We start from the raw sequence: 18,135 nt of genomic DNA on the forward strand, positions 1-18,135 counted from the left end.
GAGACCCGACATGTACGCTCAGATGATCAAGACGGCAGGAACAGGCGTCAAATCCCGTGAGGAAATGACCGAGCAGGAACGCGCCTTTCAGGACAAGATCGACGCCGACATCAAGATCGAGCCCAAGGACTGGATGCCCGACGACTATCGCGCGACGCTGATCCGCCAGATCGGCCAGCACGCCCATTCCGAGATCGTCGGACAGCTGCCCGAAGGCAACTGGATCACACGCGCGCCCACGCTGGAACGCAAGGCGATCCTTCTGGCCAAGGTACAAGACGAGGCCGGGCACGGCCTGTACCTGTACTGCGCCGCCGAAACCCTGGGCGTCAGCCGCGACGAACTGACCGAGATGCTGCTGGACGGGCGGATGAAATACAGCTCGATCTTCAACTATCCAACGCTGAACTGGGCCGATATCGGCGCGGTGGGCTGGCTGGTCGACGGGGCAGCGATCATGAACCAGGTGCCGCTGCAGCGCACCTCGTTCGGGCCGTATTCGCGCGCGATGATCCGCATCTGCAAAGAAGAAAGCTTTCACCAGCGCCAGGGCTATGACGCGATCCGCAAGATGGCCGAGGGCACGCCTGAACAGCGCAAGATGGCGCAGGACGCGCTGAACCGGTTCTGGTACCCGTCGCTGATGATGTTCGGCCCATCCGACAAGGACTCGGTGCATTCGGCCCAGTCGATGGCGTGGAAGATAAAGATCAACACCAATGACGAGTTGCGCCAGAAATTCGTCGATCAGACCGTGCCGCAGGCCGAGTATCTGGGCCTGACCATCCCCGACCCCGACCTGAAATGGAACGAAGAGCGCGGGCATTACGATTTCACTCAGCCCGACTGGTCGGAATTCTTTGACGTGATCAAGGGCAACGGCCCCTGCAACACCGACCGCCTGGCCGCCCGCAACAAGGCCTGGGACGACGGCAAATGGGTGCGTGACGGTCTGCTGGAACATGCCCGCAAGAAACGCGCCCGCAAGGTCGCAGCCGAATAACCTGCCCGATAGGAGGACACCTGATGAAAAACGAATGGCCCCTGTGGGAAATCTTCATTCGCGGCCAGCACGGCATGAGCCATCGCCATGTCGGCTCGCTGCACGCGCCCGACGCCGAAATGGCGATCAAGAACGCCCGCGACGTCTATACCCGCCGCAACGAGGGCGTCTCGATCTGGGTGGTCGAGGCCAACAACATCACCGCCAGTTCGCCCAGCGACAAAGGCCCGCTGTACGAGCCCAGCGAAAGCAAGGTCTATCGTCATCCGACCTTTTTCGACATCCCCGAAGAAGTGGGGGCGATGTGATGACCCGCGACGAGGCATTCCTGCAATTCCTGCTGCGGATGGGGGACAACACGCTGATCCTGGGCCATCGCGTCAGCGAATGGTGCGGCCACGCGCCGGTTCTGGAAGAGGACATCGCCCTGGCCAACACCGCGCTGGATCTGATCGGCCAGACGCAGATGTGGCTGGGCCTGGCCGGAGAGGTCCAGGGCGAAGGCAAGTCTGCCGATGATCTGGCCTTTCTGCGCGACGCTTGGGATTTCCGCAACGTGCTGCTGGTCGAGGTGCCCAACGGCGATTTCGGCCGCACCCTGATGCGCCAGTTCCTGTTTGATGCCTGGCACTCGATCATGCTGGGCCGGTTGCTGAAGTCGTCTGACGACCGGGTCGCGGCGATTGGCGAGAAGGCCAGCAAAGAGGTCGCCTATCACCTGGAACGGTCCAGCGACACGGTGGTCGGGCTGGGCGACGGCACCGAGGAAAGCCACAGACGCATGCAGGAGGCGCTGGATTACCTCTGGCCCTATGTGGGCGAGATGTTCGCCAGCGACGAGGTCGATGCCGAGATGGCCGCCGCGGGCATCGCCCCCGATCCGGCCAACCTGCGCGAGGAATATGACGCGCTGGTTCGGCGCGTACTGACCGAGGCCACCCTGACCGTTCCCGACAGCCGCTTTGCCCACAAGGGCGGCCGCGACGGACGCATGCATACCGAACATCTGGGCCACCTGTTGACCCAGATGCAATGGCTGCAGCGGGCCTATCCGGGCGCAACCTGGTAAAGGCAGATGAACCGCGCCAACGTAGAGCAGGTCTGGGAATGGCTCGACGCCGTGCCCGACCCCGAGATCCCCGTGATCTCGGTCGTCGATCTGGGCATCGTGCGCGATGTGACATGGGAAGGCGACACGCTGAAGGTTGCCGTGACGCCCACCTACTCGGGCTGCCCGGCGACCTCGGTCATCGCGATGGACATCGAAACCGCCCTGCGCGACCACGGCATCGACAAGATCAAGCTGGAGACCCGCATATCTCCGGCCTGGACGACCGATTGGCTCAGCGACAAAGGCCGTGCGAAGCTGAAGGACTATGGCATCGCGCCGCCCCAGCCCGCGGGCGGACCCGACCGCTGCCCGCATTGCGGCAGCACGGCAGTGGAAAAGGTCAGCCAGTTCGGCTCGACCCCGTGCAAGGCGCATTGGCGCTGCACCGATTGCCTAGAACCCTTCGACTATTTCAAGTGCATCTGAGGAGGACCGGATGGCACGTTTTCACGATCTGGAAGTCACCGACATCCACAAGACCATCCGCGACGCGGTCGTGGTCACGCTGAAACCGGTGAACGGCGCGGCCGAGGAATTCGACTTTGTCCAGGGCCAGTACCTGACCTTCCGCCGCGAATTTGACGGGGAAGAGCTGCGCCGCTCCTACTCGATCTGCGCGGGCAAGGATGACGGCGTTCTGCAGGTGGGCATCAAACGGGTCGAGGGCGGCACCTTTTCAACCTGGGCCAACACCGAGCTGAAAGTGGGCGACAGGCTGCAGGCGATGCCGCCGATGGGGGCCTTCCACACACCGCTGGACCCGGCCGCGCATCGGCAGTACCTGGGCTTTGCCGGCGGGTCGGGCATCACGCCCGTGCTGTCGATCCTAAAGACCACGCTGGCACGCGAGCCGAATGCGCGCTTCACGCTGGTCTATGCCAACAAGGGCGTGAACACGATCATGTTCCGCGAAGAGCTGGAAGACCTGAAGAACCAGTATATGGGCCGCGTGAACGTGATCCATATCTTGGAAACCGACGCGCAGGAGATCGACCTGTTCACCGGGTTGGTGACAAAGAGAAAATGCGCCGAACTGTTCCAGCACTGGATCGACGTCGAGAACACCGACACCGCCTTCATCTGCGGCCCCGAGCCGATGATGCTGGGCATTGCCGAGGCGTTGCGCGAACACGGGCTGAATGACAGCCAGATCAAGTTCGAGCTGTTCGCCAGCGCCCAACCGGGCCGTGCCAAACGCAAGCATGGCGATGTGGCAACGGCTGCACAGGCCAACCAGACTCAGGCCCGCGTCACGCTGGACGGCGCCAGCCAGACCCTCACCATGCCCAAGGACCAGACCATTCTGGATGCGGCGCTGGAAAACGCGATGGACGCCCCCTATGCCTGCAAGGCCGGGGTCTGTTCGACCTGCCGCTGCAAGGTGATCGAAGGCGAGGTCGAAATGGTGGCCAACCACGCGCTCGAGGATTACGAGGTCGAGAAGGGCTATGTGCTCAGCTGCCAGGCCTACCCGCTGACCGACAATGTCGTCGTCGATTACGACCAGTAAAGGGAGAGGGACCATGGCCGAAGACATGAGCATCGAAAGCTACCTGGCCGCAGGCGGCGTTCTGACCAACCCGACCAACGTGCCACCCCGATACCGGGCCGAACTGATGAAGCTGATGGCGACCTTCGTCGACAGCGAACTGGCCGGTGCGGCGGGGTTCGCCGACATCATCAACCAGGGCCCGGGCATCAAGGAACGTATCGCGGCGGCGAAGATCGTTCTGGAAAAGACCGACAATGCCGACCGCGTTCTGAAGATCATGGGCGAGTTCGGCGCGGATACCGACCGCTATGCCACGCATCACCCGTGGACCGCACGGCTGAACCGTTCCGCCGATATCGGGGCCACGCGCAGCGAACATGACATGCGCCTTGCGGTCTTCAACTATCCGATCGAAGGCTGGACCGATGCGGTGGTGATGAACCTGCTGATGAGCCGGGCCGTGGGCGTGCAACTGGCCGAGTTCGCGCTGGTGTCCTATCAGCCGCTGGCCGAGGCGTTCCGCGCTATCGCCCCGATCGAGGCGCATCACGGTGAATTGGCCCTGGAAGGCGCGGTCAAGCTGTTGGAACAGGGCGCGGCGCCGGCGATGCAGGAATCGGTCGATTACTGGTGGCCCCGGGTGGCGGCAGGTTTCGGAGCGGGCAACCCCGAGCGGATGGAAAAGCTGCGCCAGATGGGCCTGCGCCGGGCCTCGGGGGTCGAACTGAAAAACCGCTGGCTGGCCGAGGCCGCAGAGGTCGTCACGCGGCTGGGCCTGCGCACCCCGTGATCACCGCCCGCTGGGGCGGCTGATCAGGCCGTATTTCCGGGCAAGCGATCGCAGGCCGCGACGCCTTGACCGGGCCAGCTTGCCCGTGCCCGCGTCACGCGCACCCGCTTTGCGGTTGAATTCATAGACGTCGATGATGCGCTCGGCGCAGCCGCAGGCCTCGCCCATCCCGACCTTGGCGAAATAGAATTTGTCGAACCGTTCCGGTTTTTGCATGGCGCCCTCCGACTGCAAGTAAACGCCGGGACACCCGCGAAAGCCAAATCACAATGCCGGCAGGGCCGGAGCTACAGCGCCTTGACGCCCGACAGGGTCAGGTTGCTGACCAGCGCGGCATAGTCCCGGCGCGCCTGCGCATCGGCACCGGAATTCCACATGTAGTACCAGTTCAGCATACCGAAGACCGACATCGTGGCCGACCGCAGCTTGGCTCCGTCGCCCTGGAACACGTCGGGTGCGACCTCGGACAGGATCCCGCTGAGGAAATTCACCATGTCGCGCTGATATCCGCGCAACAGGCGCTGCTGATCCTCGGGCAGAGCCGACATGCCGCTGGTCTGGACCCGGTGTTCGTCATCCACACCCTGATAGGCCAGCAGGATCTCGGCCACCACGCGGTGCAGTTTTTCGGGCGGGCTGAGGCCTTCAATCTCGAGACCGCAGATCAGGTCGCGCAGTTCCCGCAGATAGGTCTCGAGAATGTCGAACAGGATCGCGTCCTTGCTGTCATAATAGTGATAGATGTTGGCCTTCGAGATCCCGCATTCGCGCGCAAGCTGGGTCATCGAGGCGCGGTCGAAGCCTTCGCGGGCAAAGACCCGCGCCGCCGATTTCAGGATCTGCGCGCGTTTCTGATCGTGATCTTTTGCAATCGTACGGGCCAAACCTCACTCCTTGTCTCGGTTGTCGACGACGCGCTTGGCCTTGCCCTGGCTGCGCTCGACATCGCCGGGGTCCCCTACAACGATCTCGGTGGAAACGCCAACGATGTCCTTTATCCGCTTGGTCAGCATCCGCGCGGCGGCGGTCTTGCTGAGTTCATCCGCCGCGTCGGGCATCGCCTCGACATAGACGCGCATCGCGTCCATGCGGCCGGATTTGTACAGCTCGATCTGGTAATGCGCGGCGATGCCGCCGGTGGCCATGACCTGCTCCTCGATCTGGCTGGGGAAGACGTTGACCCCGCGCAGGATGATCATGTCGTCGCTGCGGCCGGTGATCTTCTCCATCCGCCGCATCGAGCGCGCGGTGCCCGGCAGCAGCCGCGTCAGGTCGCGGGTGCGGTAGCGGATCATCGGAAGGCCTTCCTTGGTCAGCGTGGTAAAGACCAACTCGCCCATTTCGCCGTCGGGTAGAACCTCGCCGGTCTGCGGGTCGATGATCTCGGGGTAGAAATGATCCTCCCAGATGACCGGGCCGTCCTTGGTTTCCACGCATTCGTTGGCGACGCCCGGCCCCATGATCTCGGACAGGCCGTAGATGTCGACGGCATGCATGTCAAAGGCCTGCTCGACCTCTTTGCGCATCGCATCCGTCCAGGGTTCGGCCCCGAACACGCCCACCGACAGCGAGCTTTCGCGCGGGTCCATCCCGACCTTGTGATACTGTTCGAGGATGTTGAGCATGTAGGACGGCGTGACCATGATGCCGTCGGGTTTGAAATCGGTGATCAGGGCCACCTGCTTCTCGGTCTGACCGCCGGACATGGGAACGACCGTGGCACCCAGACGCTCGATCCCGTAATGCGCGCCCAGGCCGCCGGTGAACAGGCCATAGCCATAGGCGTTGTGGATCATGTCGCCCTTGCGCAGACCGCTGGCGCGCAGGCTGCGGGCCACCAGATCGGCCCAGTTGTCGATGTCGTTCCTGGTATAGCCCACCACGGTCGGCTTGCCCGTGGTGCCGGACGAGGCATGCAGGCGGATGATCTGTTCGCGCGGAACGGCGAACAGGCCGAACGGATAGTGGTCGCGCAGATCGTTCTTGTAGGTGAAGGGAAACTTGGCCAGATCAGCCAAGGTTTTCAGATCGTCGGGATGCACCCCGGCCTCGTCGAACCGCTGCTTGTACATCGGCACGTTGTCATAGGCATGGCGCAGCGACCATTTCAGGCGGTCCAACTGCAAGCTGCGGATTTCATCGATCGACGCGATCTCTATCGGGTCAAGATCCGCTTTGTTCGGGGTCAGATCCTTCATGATGTCCTCCTCACCTCAAGATTCTGGAAACAGAGTGCCGTTGGTCGCGCGGGAAAAGCCCCGGAACTCGGCGATCTTTTGGCCGTCCTGATTGGTCACGGTCACGTCATAGATGCCGCTGCGGCCGGTCAGGCTCTGTTCGGTCGCGCGGGCGGTCAGCCGGTCGCCCAGCCGGCCCGGCGCGACATAGCTGATCACGTTGTGCTGGGCCACGGTCGACTGGTTGCGGCTGTTGCAGGCAAAGGCAAAGGCGCTGTCGGCCAGCATGAAGGTCACGCCGCCATGGCAGATCCCGTGCCCGTTGCAATGGTGCTGCTGCACGGTCAGCGCCAGCGTCGCGGTGCCCTCGTCGACCTCGACCAGTTCCATCCCCGCCCATTTCGAGGCATGGTCCTGCGCCCACATCGCGGCGGCGGCCTTTTCGGCGCGTTCTTTCGGCGTCATGCTCATTTGCCCCGAAACTCCGGGCTGCGCTTTTCCAGAAAGGCCGCGACGCCTTCGGCATAGTCGGCGGATTCACCGCAGGTCTTCATGGCGTCGGCCTCGATCTCCAGATGAACGGTCAGGCTGTTGGTCGCCGCGGCGTGGATGGTCTGCTTGGTCAGACCCAGGCCCAGCGTCGGGCCGTTCGACAGGCGTTCGGCCAGCGCGCGCGCCTCGGCCATCAGATCGGCATCGGGTAGGACTTTCCAGATCAGGCCCCAGTCCTCGGCCGTCTTCGCCATCAAGGGCTCGCCGGTCAGGGCCAGCCCCTTGGCGCGCGCCTCGCCCAGCAGATGCGGCAGGTGCCAGCTGCCGCCGGTATCGGGGATCAGCCCGACCTTGGCGAAGGACTGGATAAATTTCGCGGACTCGGCGGCCAGCACGATATCGCAGGCCAGCGCAAGATTGGCACCCGCGCCCGCGGCCACGCCATTGACCGCGCAGATCACCGGAAAGTTCAGCGACCGGATCAACCGCACCAGCGGCGCGTAGAAGGTGCGCACCGTGTGGCCCAGATCCGGTGGGCCGTCCATTTTCGACGGGTCGCGATCGGCCAGATCCTGCCCCGCGCAGAACCCGCGCCCGGCCCCGGTCAGCAGGATCGCCCGCGCGCCCTCATCGCGCGCGCCTTCGATGGCGCGGCGTAGGGCATGGTGCATTTCCTCGGTGAAGCTGTTCAGGCGATCAGGGCGGTTGAGAGTGATTTCCACATAATTTCCACGCCGCTGCGCAAGAATCGTATCGCTCATGGGCCGCTCGCTTTGCATTCGTTTCGATATTCTTCTTGCATTAACCGAACGGTTGGTCAATAAATTTCTCCGACGAAGCGCCGAATCCGGGCTTTCGGCCGGTTGATGGTTACAAAAAGGACCATTAACGCATTTGTGACTCATGTTTTGGAGGAGGAAACCAGTCATGAAACTCAACGGGATCAAAACGCTGTTGGCGACGGCTGCCTTGGCAGTGTCAGGCAGCGTGGCATTTGCGGCGGATTACACCCTGACGATTTCCAGCTGGGCGCCGCCCACCCACGGGATCAACGCCAAGATGTGGCCCAAATTTGTCGAGATGGTCGAAGAGGCCACCGACGGCAAGGTGACTGCCGAGTTGAAGCTGGGCATCGCCCCGCCCCCGGCCCAGGTGGACCTGATCATGGATGGCGCGGCGGATGCGTCGATCATCTTCCACGGCTATCAGCCGGGCCGCTTCGTGACGACCAAGCTGATCGAACTGCCGGGCTATGAAGGCTCGGCCGAGGCCGCCTCGGTCGCCTATTGGCGCGCTTACGACAAATACCTGAAGGCCGCCGACGAACACCGCGGCGTCAAGGTCATTGCCCTGCACACCCACGGCCCCGCCCAGCTGCACACAAGCAGCCCGGTGACCTCGATGGACCAGATCTCGGGCCTCAAAGTGCGGATCCCCGGTGGCGTCGGTGGCGATGTGGGCACCGCACTGGGCGCGACCGGCATCCAGGTTCCGGCCCCCAAGGTCTATGAGACGTTGGCCTCGAAGGCCGCCGACGGTGTGGTCATGCCGTTCGAATCCCGCAAGGGCTTCAAGCTGACCGAAGTGGCCCCGAACGTCTATGAGATGCCGGGCGGCCTGTATCGCGGGTCGTTTGCCTTCATCATGAACGAGGACACCTTCGCCGACCTGCCCGAGGACATCCAGAAAGCGCTGGAAGAAAACGTGTTCGGCGAACCGCTGAGCCGCGAAATCGGCAAGATCTGGGACGAGATCGACGCCATCGGCCGTGAAGCGACCCAAAGCACCGAGGGCAATGCGATCCACGAAGCCGCTGCCGAGGACATGGAGAAGTTCTCGACGATCGCCGAGGACGTGCGCGCCAAGGTTATTGCCGAAGTCAACGAAGCCGGCGTCGATGCGCAAGCCGCCTATGACATGATCAAGTCGGAAATGTCCTCGAACTGATCCCTGATGCGGGGCGGCACTGGCCGCCCCCGCCCAGCCCCTTCCGGAGCCACCCGATGACCCCTCTCATCCAGCTTATACGGCGCGCCAGCGTCCTGCCGGTGATCGTCGCCTGCACGGCCCTGTTCATCCTGATGGTGATGACCTTCTGCGACGTGATCCTGCGGTCGGTCTTCAACGCGCCGATCGAGGCCGCCACTGAACTGACGCGCATCCTGATGGCGATTCTGGTGTTCTCGGTGCTGCCCATCATCTCGGTCACCAACGGGCATATCGCCGTGGACCTGACCGACGGTATCTTTCACCGCCTGCGCCTCAGCCGCCTGCGTGACGCGGTGATCTATATCCTCAGCGGCGCCATGCTATATTGGCCGGTCCAGCGCGTGTGGATTCTGGCCGAACGCGCCCGCGACTATGGTGATGTCACCGAATACCTCAGCATCCCGACATACCTCGTCGGCTGGTTCATCACTGCGTCGGTGGCGATCACCGCCGTGGTGATGATCATCACCGGACTGCTGCACCTGTTTGCCCCCAAGACCCTGACGGAATCCACTCAATGACCGCTGCCCTCATCGGATTTGCCCTTGTCCTGATCCTGGTGCTGATGCGCCTGCCCATCGTCTTTGCCATGGGGCTGGTCGGCACGTTGGGCTTTGCCTATGAACGCGGCGGCTCGATCTTTGACGAGCGCGGGCTGAAGGCCGCGATGTCGATGGTTGGCCGCCAGATCACCGATACCGCGCAGGATTACGGCCTGTCGGTCGTGCCGCTGTTCATCCTGATGGGCCTGTTCGTCAACAAGGGCGGCATGGCGCGCGAGCTTTATGCGGTTTCCAATGCCTTTCTGGGCCATATGCGCGGCGGCATCGCCATGGCGACAGTCGCGGCCTGCGGCGGGTTCTCGGCGATCTGCGGATCGTCGCTGGCCACCGCCGCGACCATGTCTAAAGTCGCGATGCCGCAAATGCGCCGTTATGGGTATTCCGACGAACTCTCGACCGCCTCGATCGCCGCAGGCGGCACGCTGGGCATCCTGATCCCGCCCTCGGTCATTCTGGTCATCTACGGGCTGCTGACCGAAACCTCGATCGGCAAGCTGTTCATGGCCGGCATCATCCCCGGCATTCTGGGCATCCTGTTCTACCTGTTCGCCGTGCGCTGGACCGTGTGGCGCAACCCTCAGGCCGGACCAGCCGGTGAACGCGCCAGCTGGGGCGAGCGCATCAGCGCGCTGGGGTCCGTTTGGGCGGTGCTGCTGCTGTTCTTCCTTGTGATCGGCGGGCTGTATGGCGTGTTCGATTTCGAACCCCTGAACCTGACCTTTTCGCCGACCGAGGCCGCAGGCATGGGCGCCGCCGGCGCCTTTCTGATCGCGCTGTTCCGTGGCGGGCTGACCGTGGGATCGACCTTCGAAGTGCTGAAGGAAACCTGCTTTACCGCCGCCGCGCTGTTCGCAGTGCTGATCGGCGCGCAGATCTTTTCGAACTTCATCAACCTGGCCGGCCTGCCCGAGGCGCTGATCGCCATGGTCACCGCCTATGACGTGGCACCCTTCGTCGTGATCCTGATGATCCTGGGCATCTACATCATCCTGGGCTGCGTGTTCGAATCCCTGTCGATGCTGCTGCTGACGGTTCCGATCTTTTTCCCGCTGGTGACCTCGCTGGGCTATGACCCGATCTGGTTCGGCATCGTCGTGGTGGTGGTGACCGAGATTTCGCTGATCACCCCGCCGGTGGGCCTGAACGTGTTCATCCTGAAAGGCGTGGTGGGCGATGTCTCGACCGGCACGATCTTTCGCGGCGTGACCCCGTTCTGGGTGGCCGACATCTTCCGCCTGGCGCTGATCGTTCTGGTTCCGATCGTGGTTCTGTACTTGCCGCAACAGATGGGCGCGTTGGGTCACTGAGCAGATTTCGCCGCGCAAGGCGGCCCCAATACAGGAGCATTTCATGTCTCTGAAACAGATTTCCAGTTTCGCCGCGGGCCAGTGGGTTGCGCCCGGCGCCGGGGCCCGCACCATCGCCTCGGCCATCACCGGCGCGCCCTTCGCCACCGCCGGCAATGACACGCTGGACGTGCAGGCGATGCTGGCCCATGCCCGCGACGTGGGCGGGCCTGCCCTGCGCCGGCTGACTTTCCATGAACGCGCCAAGATGCTCAAGGCGCTGGCGCAGGCGCTGTCGGAACGCAAACAGGCGCTCTATGACCTGAGTTTTGAAACCGGCGCCACGCAGAAGGATCACCTGATCGACATCGATGGCGGTATCGGCACCATGTTCGTCTTTGCCTCGAAAGGGCGGCGCGAGATGCCCGACGGCCATGTCTATTTGGATGGCGATGTCGAGCAACTGTCGCGGAACGGCACCTTCCTGGGCCAGCATGTCTGCACCCCGCTGCAGGGTGTCGCGGTGCATATCAACGCCTTCAACTTCCCGGTCTGGGGGATGCTTGAGAAACTGGCCCCCACCCTGCTGGCCGGGGTTCCGGCGATCGTGAAACCGGCCACAAACAGCTGCTATGTCACCGAACTGGCCGTGCGAATCATGCTGGACAGCGGCATCCTGCCCGACGGCGCACTGCAGCTGGTCTCGGGCGGGCTGGGCGACATGCTGGATCACCTGACCTGTCAGGACGTGGTCAGCTTTACCGGATCGGCCGACACCGCGATGAAGCTGCGGCAGAACCCGGTGATCGTGACCAACTCGGTGCGGTTCGTGGCCGAGCAGGACAGCCTCAACGCGTCGATCCTTGGCCCCGACGCGGCACCCGACACGCCCGAATTTGACCTGTTCGTCAAGGAAGTCGTGCGCGAGATGACGACGAAGGCCGGGCAGAAATGCACCGCTATCCGCCGCATCATCGCTCCGCAGGCGCAGGTCCAGCCGCTGATCGCGGCGATCTCGGCCAAGCTGGCGCAGACCACGATCGGCGATCCGCGGCTGGACGGCACGCGCATGGGCGCGCTGGTCTCGAACGGGCAGAAGGCCGACGTTCTGGCCAAGGCCCGCCTCATCGGGCAAGAGGCCGAACGCGTGTTCGGCGACCCAGATGCCTTCGAGGTGGTCGGCGCCGATGCCGAAAAGGGCGCCTTCGTCCCGCCGATGCTGTTTCACTGCGCCGATCCCGACACCGCCCGGCACGTGCATGACACCGAGGCGTTCGGCCCGATCTCGACCATCATGGGCTATCGCGATCTGGACCACGCCATCGCGCTGGCCAATCGCGGCCAGGGGTCGCTGGTCACCTCGCTGATCACCCATGACCCCGAGGTCGCGCGCCAGCTGGTGATGGGTGCTGCCGCCTTCAACGGGCGGATCTACATCAACGACCGCGACTCGATGCAGGAATCCACCGGCCATGGCTCGCCTCTGCCGCACATGGTCCATGGCGGCCCCGGTCGCGCCGGCGGCGGCGAGGAAATGGGCGGCGTACGCGGCGTGAAACACTACATGCAGCGCACGGCCCTGCAGGGCTCGCCCCGGATGCTGGCGACGATCGGCCGGAAATGGATTCCCGGCGCGCCCGAGATCCAAGGCCCCGCGCATCCCTTCACCCGCAAGTTCACGGACCTGCAGATCGGCGAGACGCTGCAAACGGCGCCCCGAACCATCACGCTGGACGACATCGAACACTTCGCCCATTTCACCGGCGACACATTCTATGCCCACATGGACGAGGACGCGGCGGCCAGAAACCCGTTCTTTCCGGGCCGGGTGGCGCATGGCTATCTGCTGCTGAGTTTTGCCGCCGGTCTGTTCGTCGAGCCGAACGAAGGGCCGGTGCTGGCCAATACCGGGCTGGACGGCCTGCGCTTCATGAAACCGGTTGTGGCCGGCGACAGCATCAAGGTCCGCCTGACGGTCAAGCAAAAGACCCGCCGCACCGACGACTATGGCGAGGTGCGCTGGCACGTGACGCTGACCAATCAGGATGACGAGAAAGTCGCCGAATACGAACTGCTGACCATGAACGCCTACTGAGCGCACGGCAAAGTATTTTTCTTGCACCGCCGGGCCGGATAGACTGGGCGCATGACCAACGCGCATCCGTGGTTCACCCAGGCCGTGGCCGAACTGGCCGACCCGCAGAATCAGCGGGTCTGGTCGATCATCGTGTCGCTGTTCGGCGACATGGCGCAGGAACGCGGCGCCAAGATATCGGGCGGGGCGCTGGGCCGCATCATCGAACCGATGGGCATCAAGCCCGAGGCGATCCGCGTGGCCCTGCACCGTCTGCGCAAGGATGGCTGGATCGAGAGCGACCGGGTCGGGCGCGTTTCGATGCATTTCCTGACCGAATATGGCCGCACGCAGTCGGCCCGGGTCACGCCGCGCATCTATGCGCGTGACCCTGCGCCGGATACGCCGCTGCACCTGCTGATCGCCGAGGATGGCACCGGCACCCGGCTGCTGGAAGACATCCTGCTCAGCCACGACTACACGCCGATCGGGCGCAACGCCGCGTTGGGACCGGGGGCACCGCCCGAGGACCAGGACGATCTGCTGATCCTTGAGGTCACCGCCCGCTCGGTCCCGCGCTGGGTGCATGAAAAGCTGTTCCCGCCTGATCTGCGCGCGGCTTGCCGGTCCCTGCACGGGGCCGTGCGCCACGTGTCCCAAGGCCGCCCGGCCAGTTGGGAGCCCACGCCCTGTCAGATCGCCACGCTGCGCACGTTGATCGTGCACCGGTGGCGGCGCGTCGTTCTGCGTCTGCCCGACCTGCCCGACGGATTCTGCCCGCCGGACTGGACCGGCCCGGCCTGTCGCGCGCAGGTATTCCGCCTGCTGGATCAACTGCCGCGCCCCCTGCCCGACGAGCTAAACCAAGACTGACCCCACGGCAGGTTTTCCTGAAACGCCGTTTGACCCTATCCTGACCTTGTACCTTTGGGAGGAGGTGCAGGCATGACCCACGACACTGACATGCTGATCGTAGGGGCCGGGTTCTCGGGGCTGATCATGGCGATCGAGGCCCGCAAACGCGGCATCCACAACATCGCGATCCTTGAAAAGGCCGACGACATCGGCGGCACATGGCGAGAGAACACTTATCCCGGCGTGGCCTGCGACGTGCCCTCGCACCTGTATTCGATGGCCACCCATCCGAACCCGGACTGGACCCGCGCCTATGCAGGCGGGGCCGAAATCTGGGACTACATGCGCCGCGTTGCGCGTGACGAAGGGCTGTACGATCTGTGCCATTTCCACACCGAACTGAAGTCGGCCCAGTGGGACGGCACGCATTGGCAGGTCGAGACGACCGGAGGCGCGCAATGGACGGCACGGTTCCTGGTGTCGGCCATCGGCGCCCTGCACATCCCAAGCATTCCCGAGATCCCGGGAGCAGCGGGCTTTCAGGGTCCGGCATTCCACTCGGCCCAATGGGACCACACGATTCCGCTGCAGGGCAAACGCATAGCAGTTGTCGGCACCGGCGCATCCGCCGTTCAGTTCGTGCCGGAAATCGCCAAAACCGCCGCCCATGTCACCATCTTCCAACGCAGCGCGCCTTACGTTCTGCCACGCCCCGACGGGCCGATTGCGCCCTGGGTCCGGCACCTCTATCACCGCATTCCGCTGCTGCCGCGCATCCGCAGGCAGTTCATCTACTGGCTGTTCGAATTCCGCCACCGCGTGTTTCGCGGCGAAAAACGCGCGGTCGACTTTGCCATGAAGATGTGGCGCAAAGCGCTGGAGGAGGCCATATCCGACCCCGAAATGCGCCGCATTCTGACACCGAACTACCGGATCGGATGCAAGCGCGTCCTCAGCTCGAACGACTGGTACCCGGCGCTGGCCCGCGACAATGTCAGCGTGATCCCGCATGGGGTCGAGCGGATCGAGGGGACCGAGATTATTGCGACCGACGGCAGTCGGACGGCGGCCGACATTCTGATCTGGGGCACCGGTTTCCACGTGACGGACGCGGTCCAAAGGCTGGACATCCGCGGCGCGAACGGGCTGAGCCTGCAGGAGGCCTGGGCCGACGGCATGCAGGCCAATCTGGGCACCGCCATTGCCGGGTTTCCCAACTTTTTCATCCTGCTGGGGCCGCATACCGGGCTGGGCCACAACTCGGTCGTTCTGATGATCGAAGCACAAGTCGCCCATATCGGCCGGGTGCTGGAGGAGATGCGGCGCGCGGGTCTGCCCGCGATTGCTCCAAACGCTGACCGGCAGGCCGACTTCACCCGTGAAATGCAGGAGCGTCATACTGACAGTGTCTGGCAGGCCGGCGGATGCACTTCGTGGTATCAGGACGCACAGGGGCGCAATACGACGCTGTGGCCCGGCACCGTTTCGGAATTCCGCAAACGTCTGGCGAAGGCCGGGCTCGAGCATTACCATCCCGTTGATCCCGCCCAGACCAAAGGACCGCCGACATGACCACCCTGCTGACCATTGCGCTGATCATCGGCGCCGCGTTGATCCTGATGCATCTGTGGACCCGGCGCCTGACGCGGATGGGGGTCCAATCCGTGCCTCAGCCCGGGCAGATCCTGCCGGTGAACGGCGGTTCGATCCATTACGTCGAACAGGGCGATCCTGAGAAGCCGACGGTGGTTCTGATCCACGGGCTGACCGGCCAGTTGCAGCACTTCACCTATGCCATGACCGACCTTCTGGCCGACGACTTTCACGTCATCGCGGTTGACCGGCCCGGGTGCGGGTATTCGACCCGCGACCACGCGCGGCTGGCCACCCTGCCGGAACAGGCGCGGATGGTCCACGAATTCCTCGAAGCCAAGGGCGTATCGCAGGCCATTCTGGTCGGACACTCGCTCGGGGGCGCGGTGTCGCTCGCCATGGCGCTAGACAATCCTGAGCGGGTTCGGGCGCTGGCCCTGCTGGCCCCGCTCACACATCGGGTACCCAGCACACCCGCCATCTTCAAGGCGTTGGAGATCCGGACCGAATGGCTGCGCAGCCTGATCGCCAACACGATCGCTGTTCCCCTGGCGAAAACCACGGCGCCGCATGTGATCGGCGAGGCGTTCGCCCCTGAACCGGCCCCGAGTGATTTCCTGAACCGCGCCGGTGGCGCCTTGGGGCTGCGCCCGTCAGCCTATATCACCGGATCGCAGGATCTGGCGGGCGTGGACGCCAGCATCGATGCCCAATCCCAACGCTACCACGAACTGAAGGTAGGGGGCGGCATCCTGTACGGGGCCGAAGATCCGATCCTGTCACCCAGCCAGCAAGGCGCACCGATGGTGGAATACGGGCTGAGCTTTGAACAGCTCGAGAACCGCGGCCACATGATCCCTCTGACCGCACCCGAGGCCTGCGCAGAGTTCGTCCGCCGCGTGGCCAACGCTTCGCAATCGCCGTCGAAACCCGCCAACACGGCCGGATGAAGAATCCCGCAATTTCGTGGCATTTCCCTCTTGACCCTCTTCGGCCCCTCCCTTAAATCGCCTCTCACCGTGGCGGAGTAGCTCAGTTGGTTAGAGCAGCGGAATCATAATCCGCGTGTCGGGGGTTCAAGTCCCTCCTCCGCTACCACTTCCTTGAAATCCTCGAGTTTGGCCTTTGGCCGCGTCCGCTTGGCCAGTCGCGGTTATCATCGACTGCCGCTTATGCCCTCATGCCACCCGTCTGCATCAAGCGGTTTGGCCAAACGGCCTGTTCCCCCTCCAATGATCAACCCCGAAGGTTTGACTTTGGATCGCCGGCCCTATCACATTCAAATCTAGGATAATGATAGCCAAACAGGCACAAGCGGGAGGAACAGTGATGAAACGTCTATACCTTGGAGTGGTCTGTGCCCTCAGTTTCGCTTGGCCGGCGGCGGCCCAGGATGAAAAACCAGCTCAAACACTGTTCACCAACGTGCATGTCTTCGACGGCACAAGCGAACAACGCATCGAAAACGCCAGTGTTCTGGTCGAAGGGAACCTGATCAAAACGGTTTCGACCGAAGCGATCAACGCCCCAGACGCCACGGTGATTGAAGGCGAGGGGCGCACACTGACACCCGGGTTCATCGAGAACCACGCGCATCTCATGTTGATGGGGCCAAGTCTCAGCGCCATGGAAGCCAATTCGACATGGGAGGATTTCGGAATCCATGCGACGCGGATGGCCGAAATGTATCTGATGCAGGGGTTCACGACGGTCAGGGATGCCGGCGGGGCCAATGGTGGACTTCGACGGGCTATCGACTCGGGTCAGATTCCCGGGCCACGCTATTATCCGTCGGGAGCCTTTCTAAGCACGCGTGGAGGCCACGCCGACTTTGGCAACTTCACCGCACCTCCGGGGACGGACACCAATTTCAGCCGCCTGAACATGGCACAGGAAATCAGCGGCGTTGACGACGTTTACAAATTCGGACGCAACAACTTCCGGATGGGCGCGACGCAGCTCAAATTCATGCAATCGGGCGGTGTCGTTTCGGCCTTCGACCCCTGGCAATTGCTGGCCGGGTCGCCAGAAGAGATCAAAGCGGCCGTGCAGGTCGCGAATGAATATGGCAGCTATGTCATGGCGCATTCCTATCGGAAGGAAGCAATTCTGGGTGCGCTCGACGCGGGTGTGATGTCCATCGAACACGGATTTTCGTTCGACTGCGAAATCGCTGAAAAGATGAACGAAATGGGCGCGTATATCACGACCAATCTCACAGCGTTCGATCCCGGCCTTCTGGATATTCCGGCGGTCAAGAACCAACCATCGAGCCTTGCCAAGGCAATCTCGGCTTCGGCGACGTTCGAGAACTACATCCCGAACATGAAGGAATGCCCGGTCAAGCGCGGGTTCCAGACAGATTGCGTGGGCACAGTCGAGGCCTGCAACATCCAGATCGCGTATGAAAAACACCTGAACAACGAATTCTTCGGTCCCTATCAATCAATGGTCACACTGACCTCGATCGGAGGCGAGATCGCCCAGTTGTCCGGCGATTTCACCAATCCCTACACCGCCGGTAAGCTTGGAGTGATCGAGGAAGGCGCTTATGCGGACATTCTGCTGATCGACGGCAACCCGCTCGAAGATTTCTCGGTCGTGGGTACAGGCGATCAGTGGTTCGGTGCGGACCCGCGGCCTGACAGCCCCGAGACCATCCGCCTGATCATGAAGGATGGCGTGATCTACAAAAATACGCTCAACTAGG

At 63.2% G+C, this 18,135-nt stretch carries 19 protein-coding genes and 1 tRNA gene; 15 read left to right on the top strand and 5 right to left on the bottom strand.

What is annotated here, in order from left to right; genetic code table 11:
- Nucleotides 1–10: 10 nt before the first annotated feature.
- The 6 genes from paaA to ACR0LD_RS10095 are packed head-to-tail and all read left to right on the top strand — an operon-like array spanning nucleotide 11 to nucleotide 4,396.
- On the top strand, nucleotides 11–1,003 hold the full coding sequence (gene paaA, locus ACR0LD_RS10070) for a 1,2-phenylacetyl-CoA epoxidase subunit PaaA (RefSeq protein WP_170340298.1): 993 nt from the start codon (nucleotides 11–13) through the stop codon (nucleotides 1,001–1,003).
- 23 nt (nucleotides 1,004–1,026) lie between these two features.
- Nucleotides 1,027–1,311: a 1,2-phenylacetyl-CoA epoxidase subunit PaaB gene (gene paaB / locus ACR0LD_RS10075; protein ID WP_005978248.1), complete on the top strand. Its 285-nt coding sequence runs from the start codon at nucleotides 1,027–1,029 to the stop codon at nucleotides 1,309–1,311.
- The gene (paaC, locus tag ACR0LD_RS10080; RefSeq protein ID WP_170390804.1) at nucleotides 1,311–2,072 is read left to right on the top strand and encodes a 1,2-phenylacetyl-CoA epoxidase subunit PaaC; all 762 of its coding nucleotides are present in this window, start codon (nucleotides 1,311–1,313) and stop codon (nucleotides 2,070–2,072) included. Before paaB ends, paaC begins: the two co-directional genes overlap by 1 nt.
- A gap of 6 nt (nucleotides 2,073–2,078) precedes the next feature.
- Nucleotides 2,079–2,540, top strand: coding sequence for a 1,2-phenylacetyl-CoA epoxidase subunit PaaD (gene paaD, locus ACR0LD_RS10085; RefSeq protein ID WP_170340292.1), 462 nt, complete (start codon nucleotides 2,079–2,081; stop codon nucleotides 2,538–2,540).
- 10 nt (nucleotides 2,541–2,550) lie between these two features.
- On the top strand, nucleotides 2,551–3,624 hold the full coding sequence (locus tag ACR0LD_RS10090; protein ID WP_480636731.1) for a 2Fe-2S iron-sulfur cluster-binding protein: 1,074 nt from the start codon (nucleotides 2,551–2,553) through the stop codon (nucleotides 3,622–3,624).
- A 13-nt stretch (nucleotides 3,625–3,637) separates the two neighbouring features.
- Complete coding sequence (locus tag ACR0LD_RS10095; protein ID WP_170365211.1) at nucleotides 3,638–4,396, top strand: Phenylacetic acid catabolic protein; 759 nt, start codon at nucleotides 3,638–3,640, stop codon at nucleotides 4,394–4,396.
- Here ACR0LD_RS10095 and ACR0LD_RS10100 read toward each other — a convergent pair whose 3' ends face one another.
- From ACR0LD_RS10100 to paaG, 5 genes are all read right to left on the bottom strand, one after another.
- A complete protein-coding gene (locus ACR0LD_RS10100) occupies nucleotides 4,397–4,612 on the bottom strand; it encodes a hypothetical protein (RefSeq protein ID WP_170390801.1) in 216 nt (71 codons plus the stop codon).
- 71 nt (nucleotides 4,613–4,683) lie between these two features.
- Nucleotides 4,684–5,280 carry a TetR/AcrR family transcriptional regulator gene (locus tag ACR0LD_RS10105; RefSeq protein WP_170436209.1) on the bottom strand — a complete coding sequence of 199 codons (597 nt, stop codon included), beginning with the start codon at nucleotides 5,278–5,280 and terminating at the stop codon, nucleotides 4,684–4,686.
- 3 nt (nucleotides 5,281–5,283) lie between these two features.
- Complete coding sequence (gene paaK, locus ACR0LD_RS10110; RefSeq protein WP_480636733.1) at nucleotides 5,284–6,594, bottom strand: phenylacetate--CoA ligase PaaK; 1,311 nt, start codon at nucleotides 6,592–6,594, stop codon at nucleotides 5,284–5,286.
- Nucleotides 6,595–6,609: 15 nt separating this feature from the next.
- Nucleotides 6,610–7,038 (bottom strand): hydroxyphenylacetyl-CoA thioesterase PaaI, encoded by a 429-nt coding sequence (gene paaI, locus ACR0LD_RS10115; protein ID WP_170357010.1) that lies wholly within the window; start codon nucleotides 7,036–7,038, stop codon nucleotides 6,610–6,612.
- 2 nt (nucleotides 7,039–7,040) lie between these two features.
- On the bottom strand, nucleotides 7,041–7,826 hold the full coding sequence (paaG, locus tag ACR0LD_RS10120) for a 2-(1,2-epoxy-1,2-dihydrophenyl)acetyl-CoA isomerase PaaG (RefSeq protein ID WP_170365204.1): 786 nt from the start codon (nucleotides 7,824–7,826) through the stop codon (nucleotides 7,041–7,043).
- A 166-nt stretch (nucleotides 7,827–7,992) separates the two neighbouring features.
- Here paaG and ACR0LD_RS10125 point away from each other — a divergent pair, with 166 nt between their 5' ends.
- From ACR0LD_RS10125 to ACR0LD_RS10165, 9 genes are all read left to right on the top strand, one after another.
- Nucleotides 7,993–9,012 carry a TRAP transporter substrate-binding protein gene (locus ACR0LD_RS10125; RefSeq protein WP_170405156.1) on the top strand — a complete coding sequence of 340 codons (1,020 nt, stop codon included), beginning with the start codon at nucleotides 7,993–7,995 and terminating at the stop codon, nucleotides 9,010–9,012.
- 56 nt (nucleotides 9,013–9,068) lie between these two features.
- Nucleotides 9,069–9,575, top strand: coding sequence for a TRAP transporter small permease (locus ACR0LD_RS10130; protein ID WP_170454181.1), 507 nt, complete (start codon nucleotides 9,069–9,071; stop codon nucleotides 9,573–9,575).
- A complete protein-coding gene (locus tag ACR0LD_RS10135; RefSeq protein ID WP_149775555.1) occupies nucleotides 9,572–10,924 on the top strand; it encodes a TRAP transporter large permease in 1,353 nt (450 codons plus the stop codon). Before ACR0LD_RS10130 ends, ACR0LD_RS10135 begins: the two co-directional genes overlap by 4 nt.
- 43 nt (nucleotides 10,925–10,967) lie before the next feature.
- Nucleotides 10,968–12,998, top strand: a complete 2,031-nt coding sequence (paaZ, locus tag ACR0LD_RS10140; RefSeq protein WP_480636736.1) for a phenylacetic acid degradation bifunctional protein PaaZ — start codon at nucleotides 10,968–10,970, stop codon at nucleotides 12,996–12,998.
- 51 nt (nucleotides 12,999–13,049) lie between these two features.
- A complete protein-coding gene (locus tag ACR0LD_RS10145; RefSeq protein ID WP_170365194.1) occupies nucleotides 13,050–13,850 on the top strand; it encodes a PaaX family transcriptional regulator C-terminal domain-containing protein in 801 nt (266 codons plus the stop codon).
- A gap of 72 nt (nucleotides 13,851–13,922) precedes the next feature.
- On the top strand, nucleotides 13,923–15,404 hold the full coding sequence (locus tag ACR0LD_RS10150; protein ID WP_170509020.1) for a flavin-containing monooxygenase: 1,482 nt from the start codon (nucleotides 13,923–13,925) through the stop codon (nucleotides 15,402–15,404).
- Entirely contained in the window at nucleotides 15,401–16,375 is a 975-nt protein-coding gene (locus ACR0LD_RS10155) for an alpha/beta fold hydrolase (protein ID WP_480636738.1), read from the top strand. Before ACR0LD_RS10150 ends, ACR0LD_RS10155 begins: the two co-directional genes overlap by 4 nt.
- A gap of 71 nt (nucleotides 16,376–16,446) precedes the next feature.
- A tRNA-Met gene (locus ACR0LD_RS10160) sits at nucleotides 16,447–16,523 on the top strand.
- Between the two features lie 231 nt (nucleotides 16,524–16,754).
- A complete protein-coding gene (locus tag ACR0LD_RS10165) occupies nucleotides 16,755–18,134 on the top strand; it encodes an amidohydrolase family protein (protein WP_480636740.1) in 1,380 nt (459 codons plus the stop codon).
- The last annotated feature ends 1 nt before the right edge of the window (nucleotide 18,135 follow it).

This window comes from Ruegeria sp. BF8, from assembly GCF_056538625.1.

Bases quoted from the DNA above. Each gene is read 5' to 3' on its own strand.
- paaA (WP_170340298.1), top strand. From the start codon at position 11: ATGTACGCTCAGATGATCAAGACGGCAGGAACAGGCGTCAAATCCCGT.
- paaB (WP_005978248.1), top strand. From the start codon at position 1,027: ATGAAAAACGAATGGCCCCTGTGGGAAATCTTCATTCGCGGCCAGCAC.
- paaC (WP_170390804.1), top strand. From the start codon at position 1,311: ATGACCCGCGACGAGGCATTCCTGCAATTCCTGCTGCGGATGGGGGAC.
- paaD (WP_170340292.1), top strand. From the start codon at position 2,079: ATGAACCGCGCCAACGTAGAGCAGGTCTGGGAATGGCTCGACGCCGTG.
- ACR0LD_RS10090 (WP_480636731.1), top strand. From the start codon at position 2,551: ATGGCACGTTTTCACGATCTGGAAGTCACCGACATCCACAAGACCATC.
- ACR0LD_RS10095 (WP_170365211.1), top strand. From the start codon at position 3,638: ATGGCCGAAGACATGAGCATCGAAAGCTACCTGGCCGCAGGCGGCGTT.
- ACR0LD_RS10100 (WP_170390801.1), bottom strand. From the start codon at position 4,612: ATGCAAAAACCGGAACGGTTCGACAAATTCTATTTCGCCAAGGTCGGG.
- paaK (WP_480636733.1), bottom strand. From the start codon at position 6,594: ATGAAGGATCTGACCCCGAACAAAGCGGATCTTGACCCGATAGAGATC.
- paaI (WP_170357010.1), bottom strand. From the start codon at position 7,038: ATGACGCCGAAAGAACGCGCCGAAAAGGCCGCCGCCGCGATGTGGGCG.
- paaG (WP_170365204.1), bottom strand. From the start codon at position 7,826: ATGAGCGATACGATTCTTGCGCAGCGGCGTGGAAATTATGTGGAAATC.
- ACR0LD_RS10125 (WP_170405156.1), top strand. From the start codon at position 7,993: ATGAAACTCAACGGGATCAAAACGCTGTTGGCGACGGCTGCCTTGGCA.
- ACR0LD_RS10130 (WP_170454181.1), top strand. From the start codon at position 9,069: ATGACCCCTCTCATCCAGCTTATACGGCGCGCCAGCGTCCTGCCGGTG.
- ACR0LD_RS10135 (WP_149775555.1), top strand. From the start codon at position 9,572: ATGACCGCTGCCCTCATCGGATTTGCCCTTGTCCTGATCCTGGTGCTG.
- paaZ (WP_480636736.1), top strand. From the start codon at position 10,968: ATGTCTCTGAAACAGATTTCCAGTTTCGCCGCGGGCCAGTGGGTTGCG.
- ACR0LD_RS10145 (WP_170365194.1), top strand. From the start codon at position 13,050: ATGACCAACGCGCATCCGTGGTTCACCCAGGCCGTGGCCGAACTGGCC.
- ACR0LD_RS10150 (WP_170509020.1), top strand. From the start codon at position 13,923: ATGACCCACGACACTGACATGCTGATCGTAGGGGCCGGGTTCTCGGGG.
- ACR0LD_RS10155 (WP_480636738.1), top strand. From the start codon at position 15,401: ATGACCACCCTGCTGACCATTGCGCTGATCATCGGCGCCGCGTTGATC.
- ACR0LD_RS10165 (WP_480636740.1), top strand. From the start codon at position 16,755: ATGAAACGTCTATACCTTGGAGTGGTCTGTGCCCTCAGTTTCGCTTGG.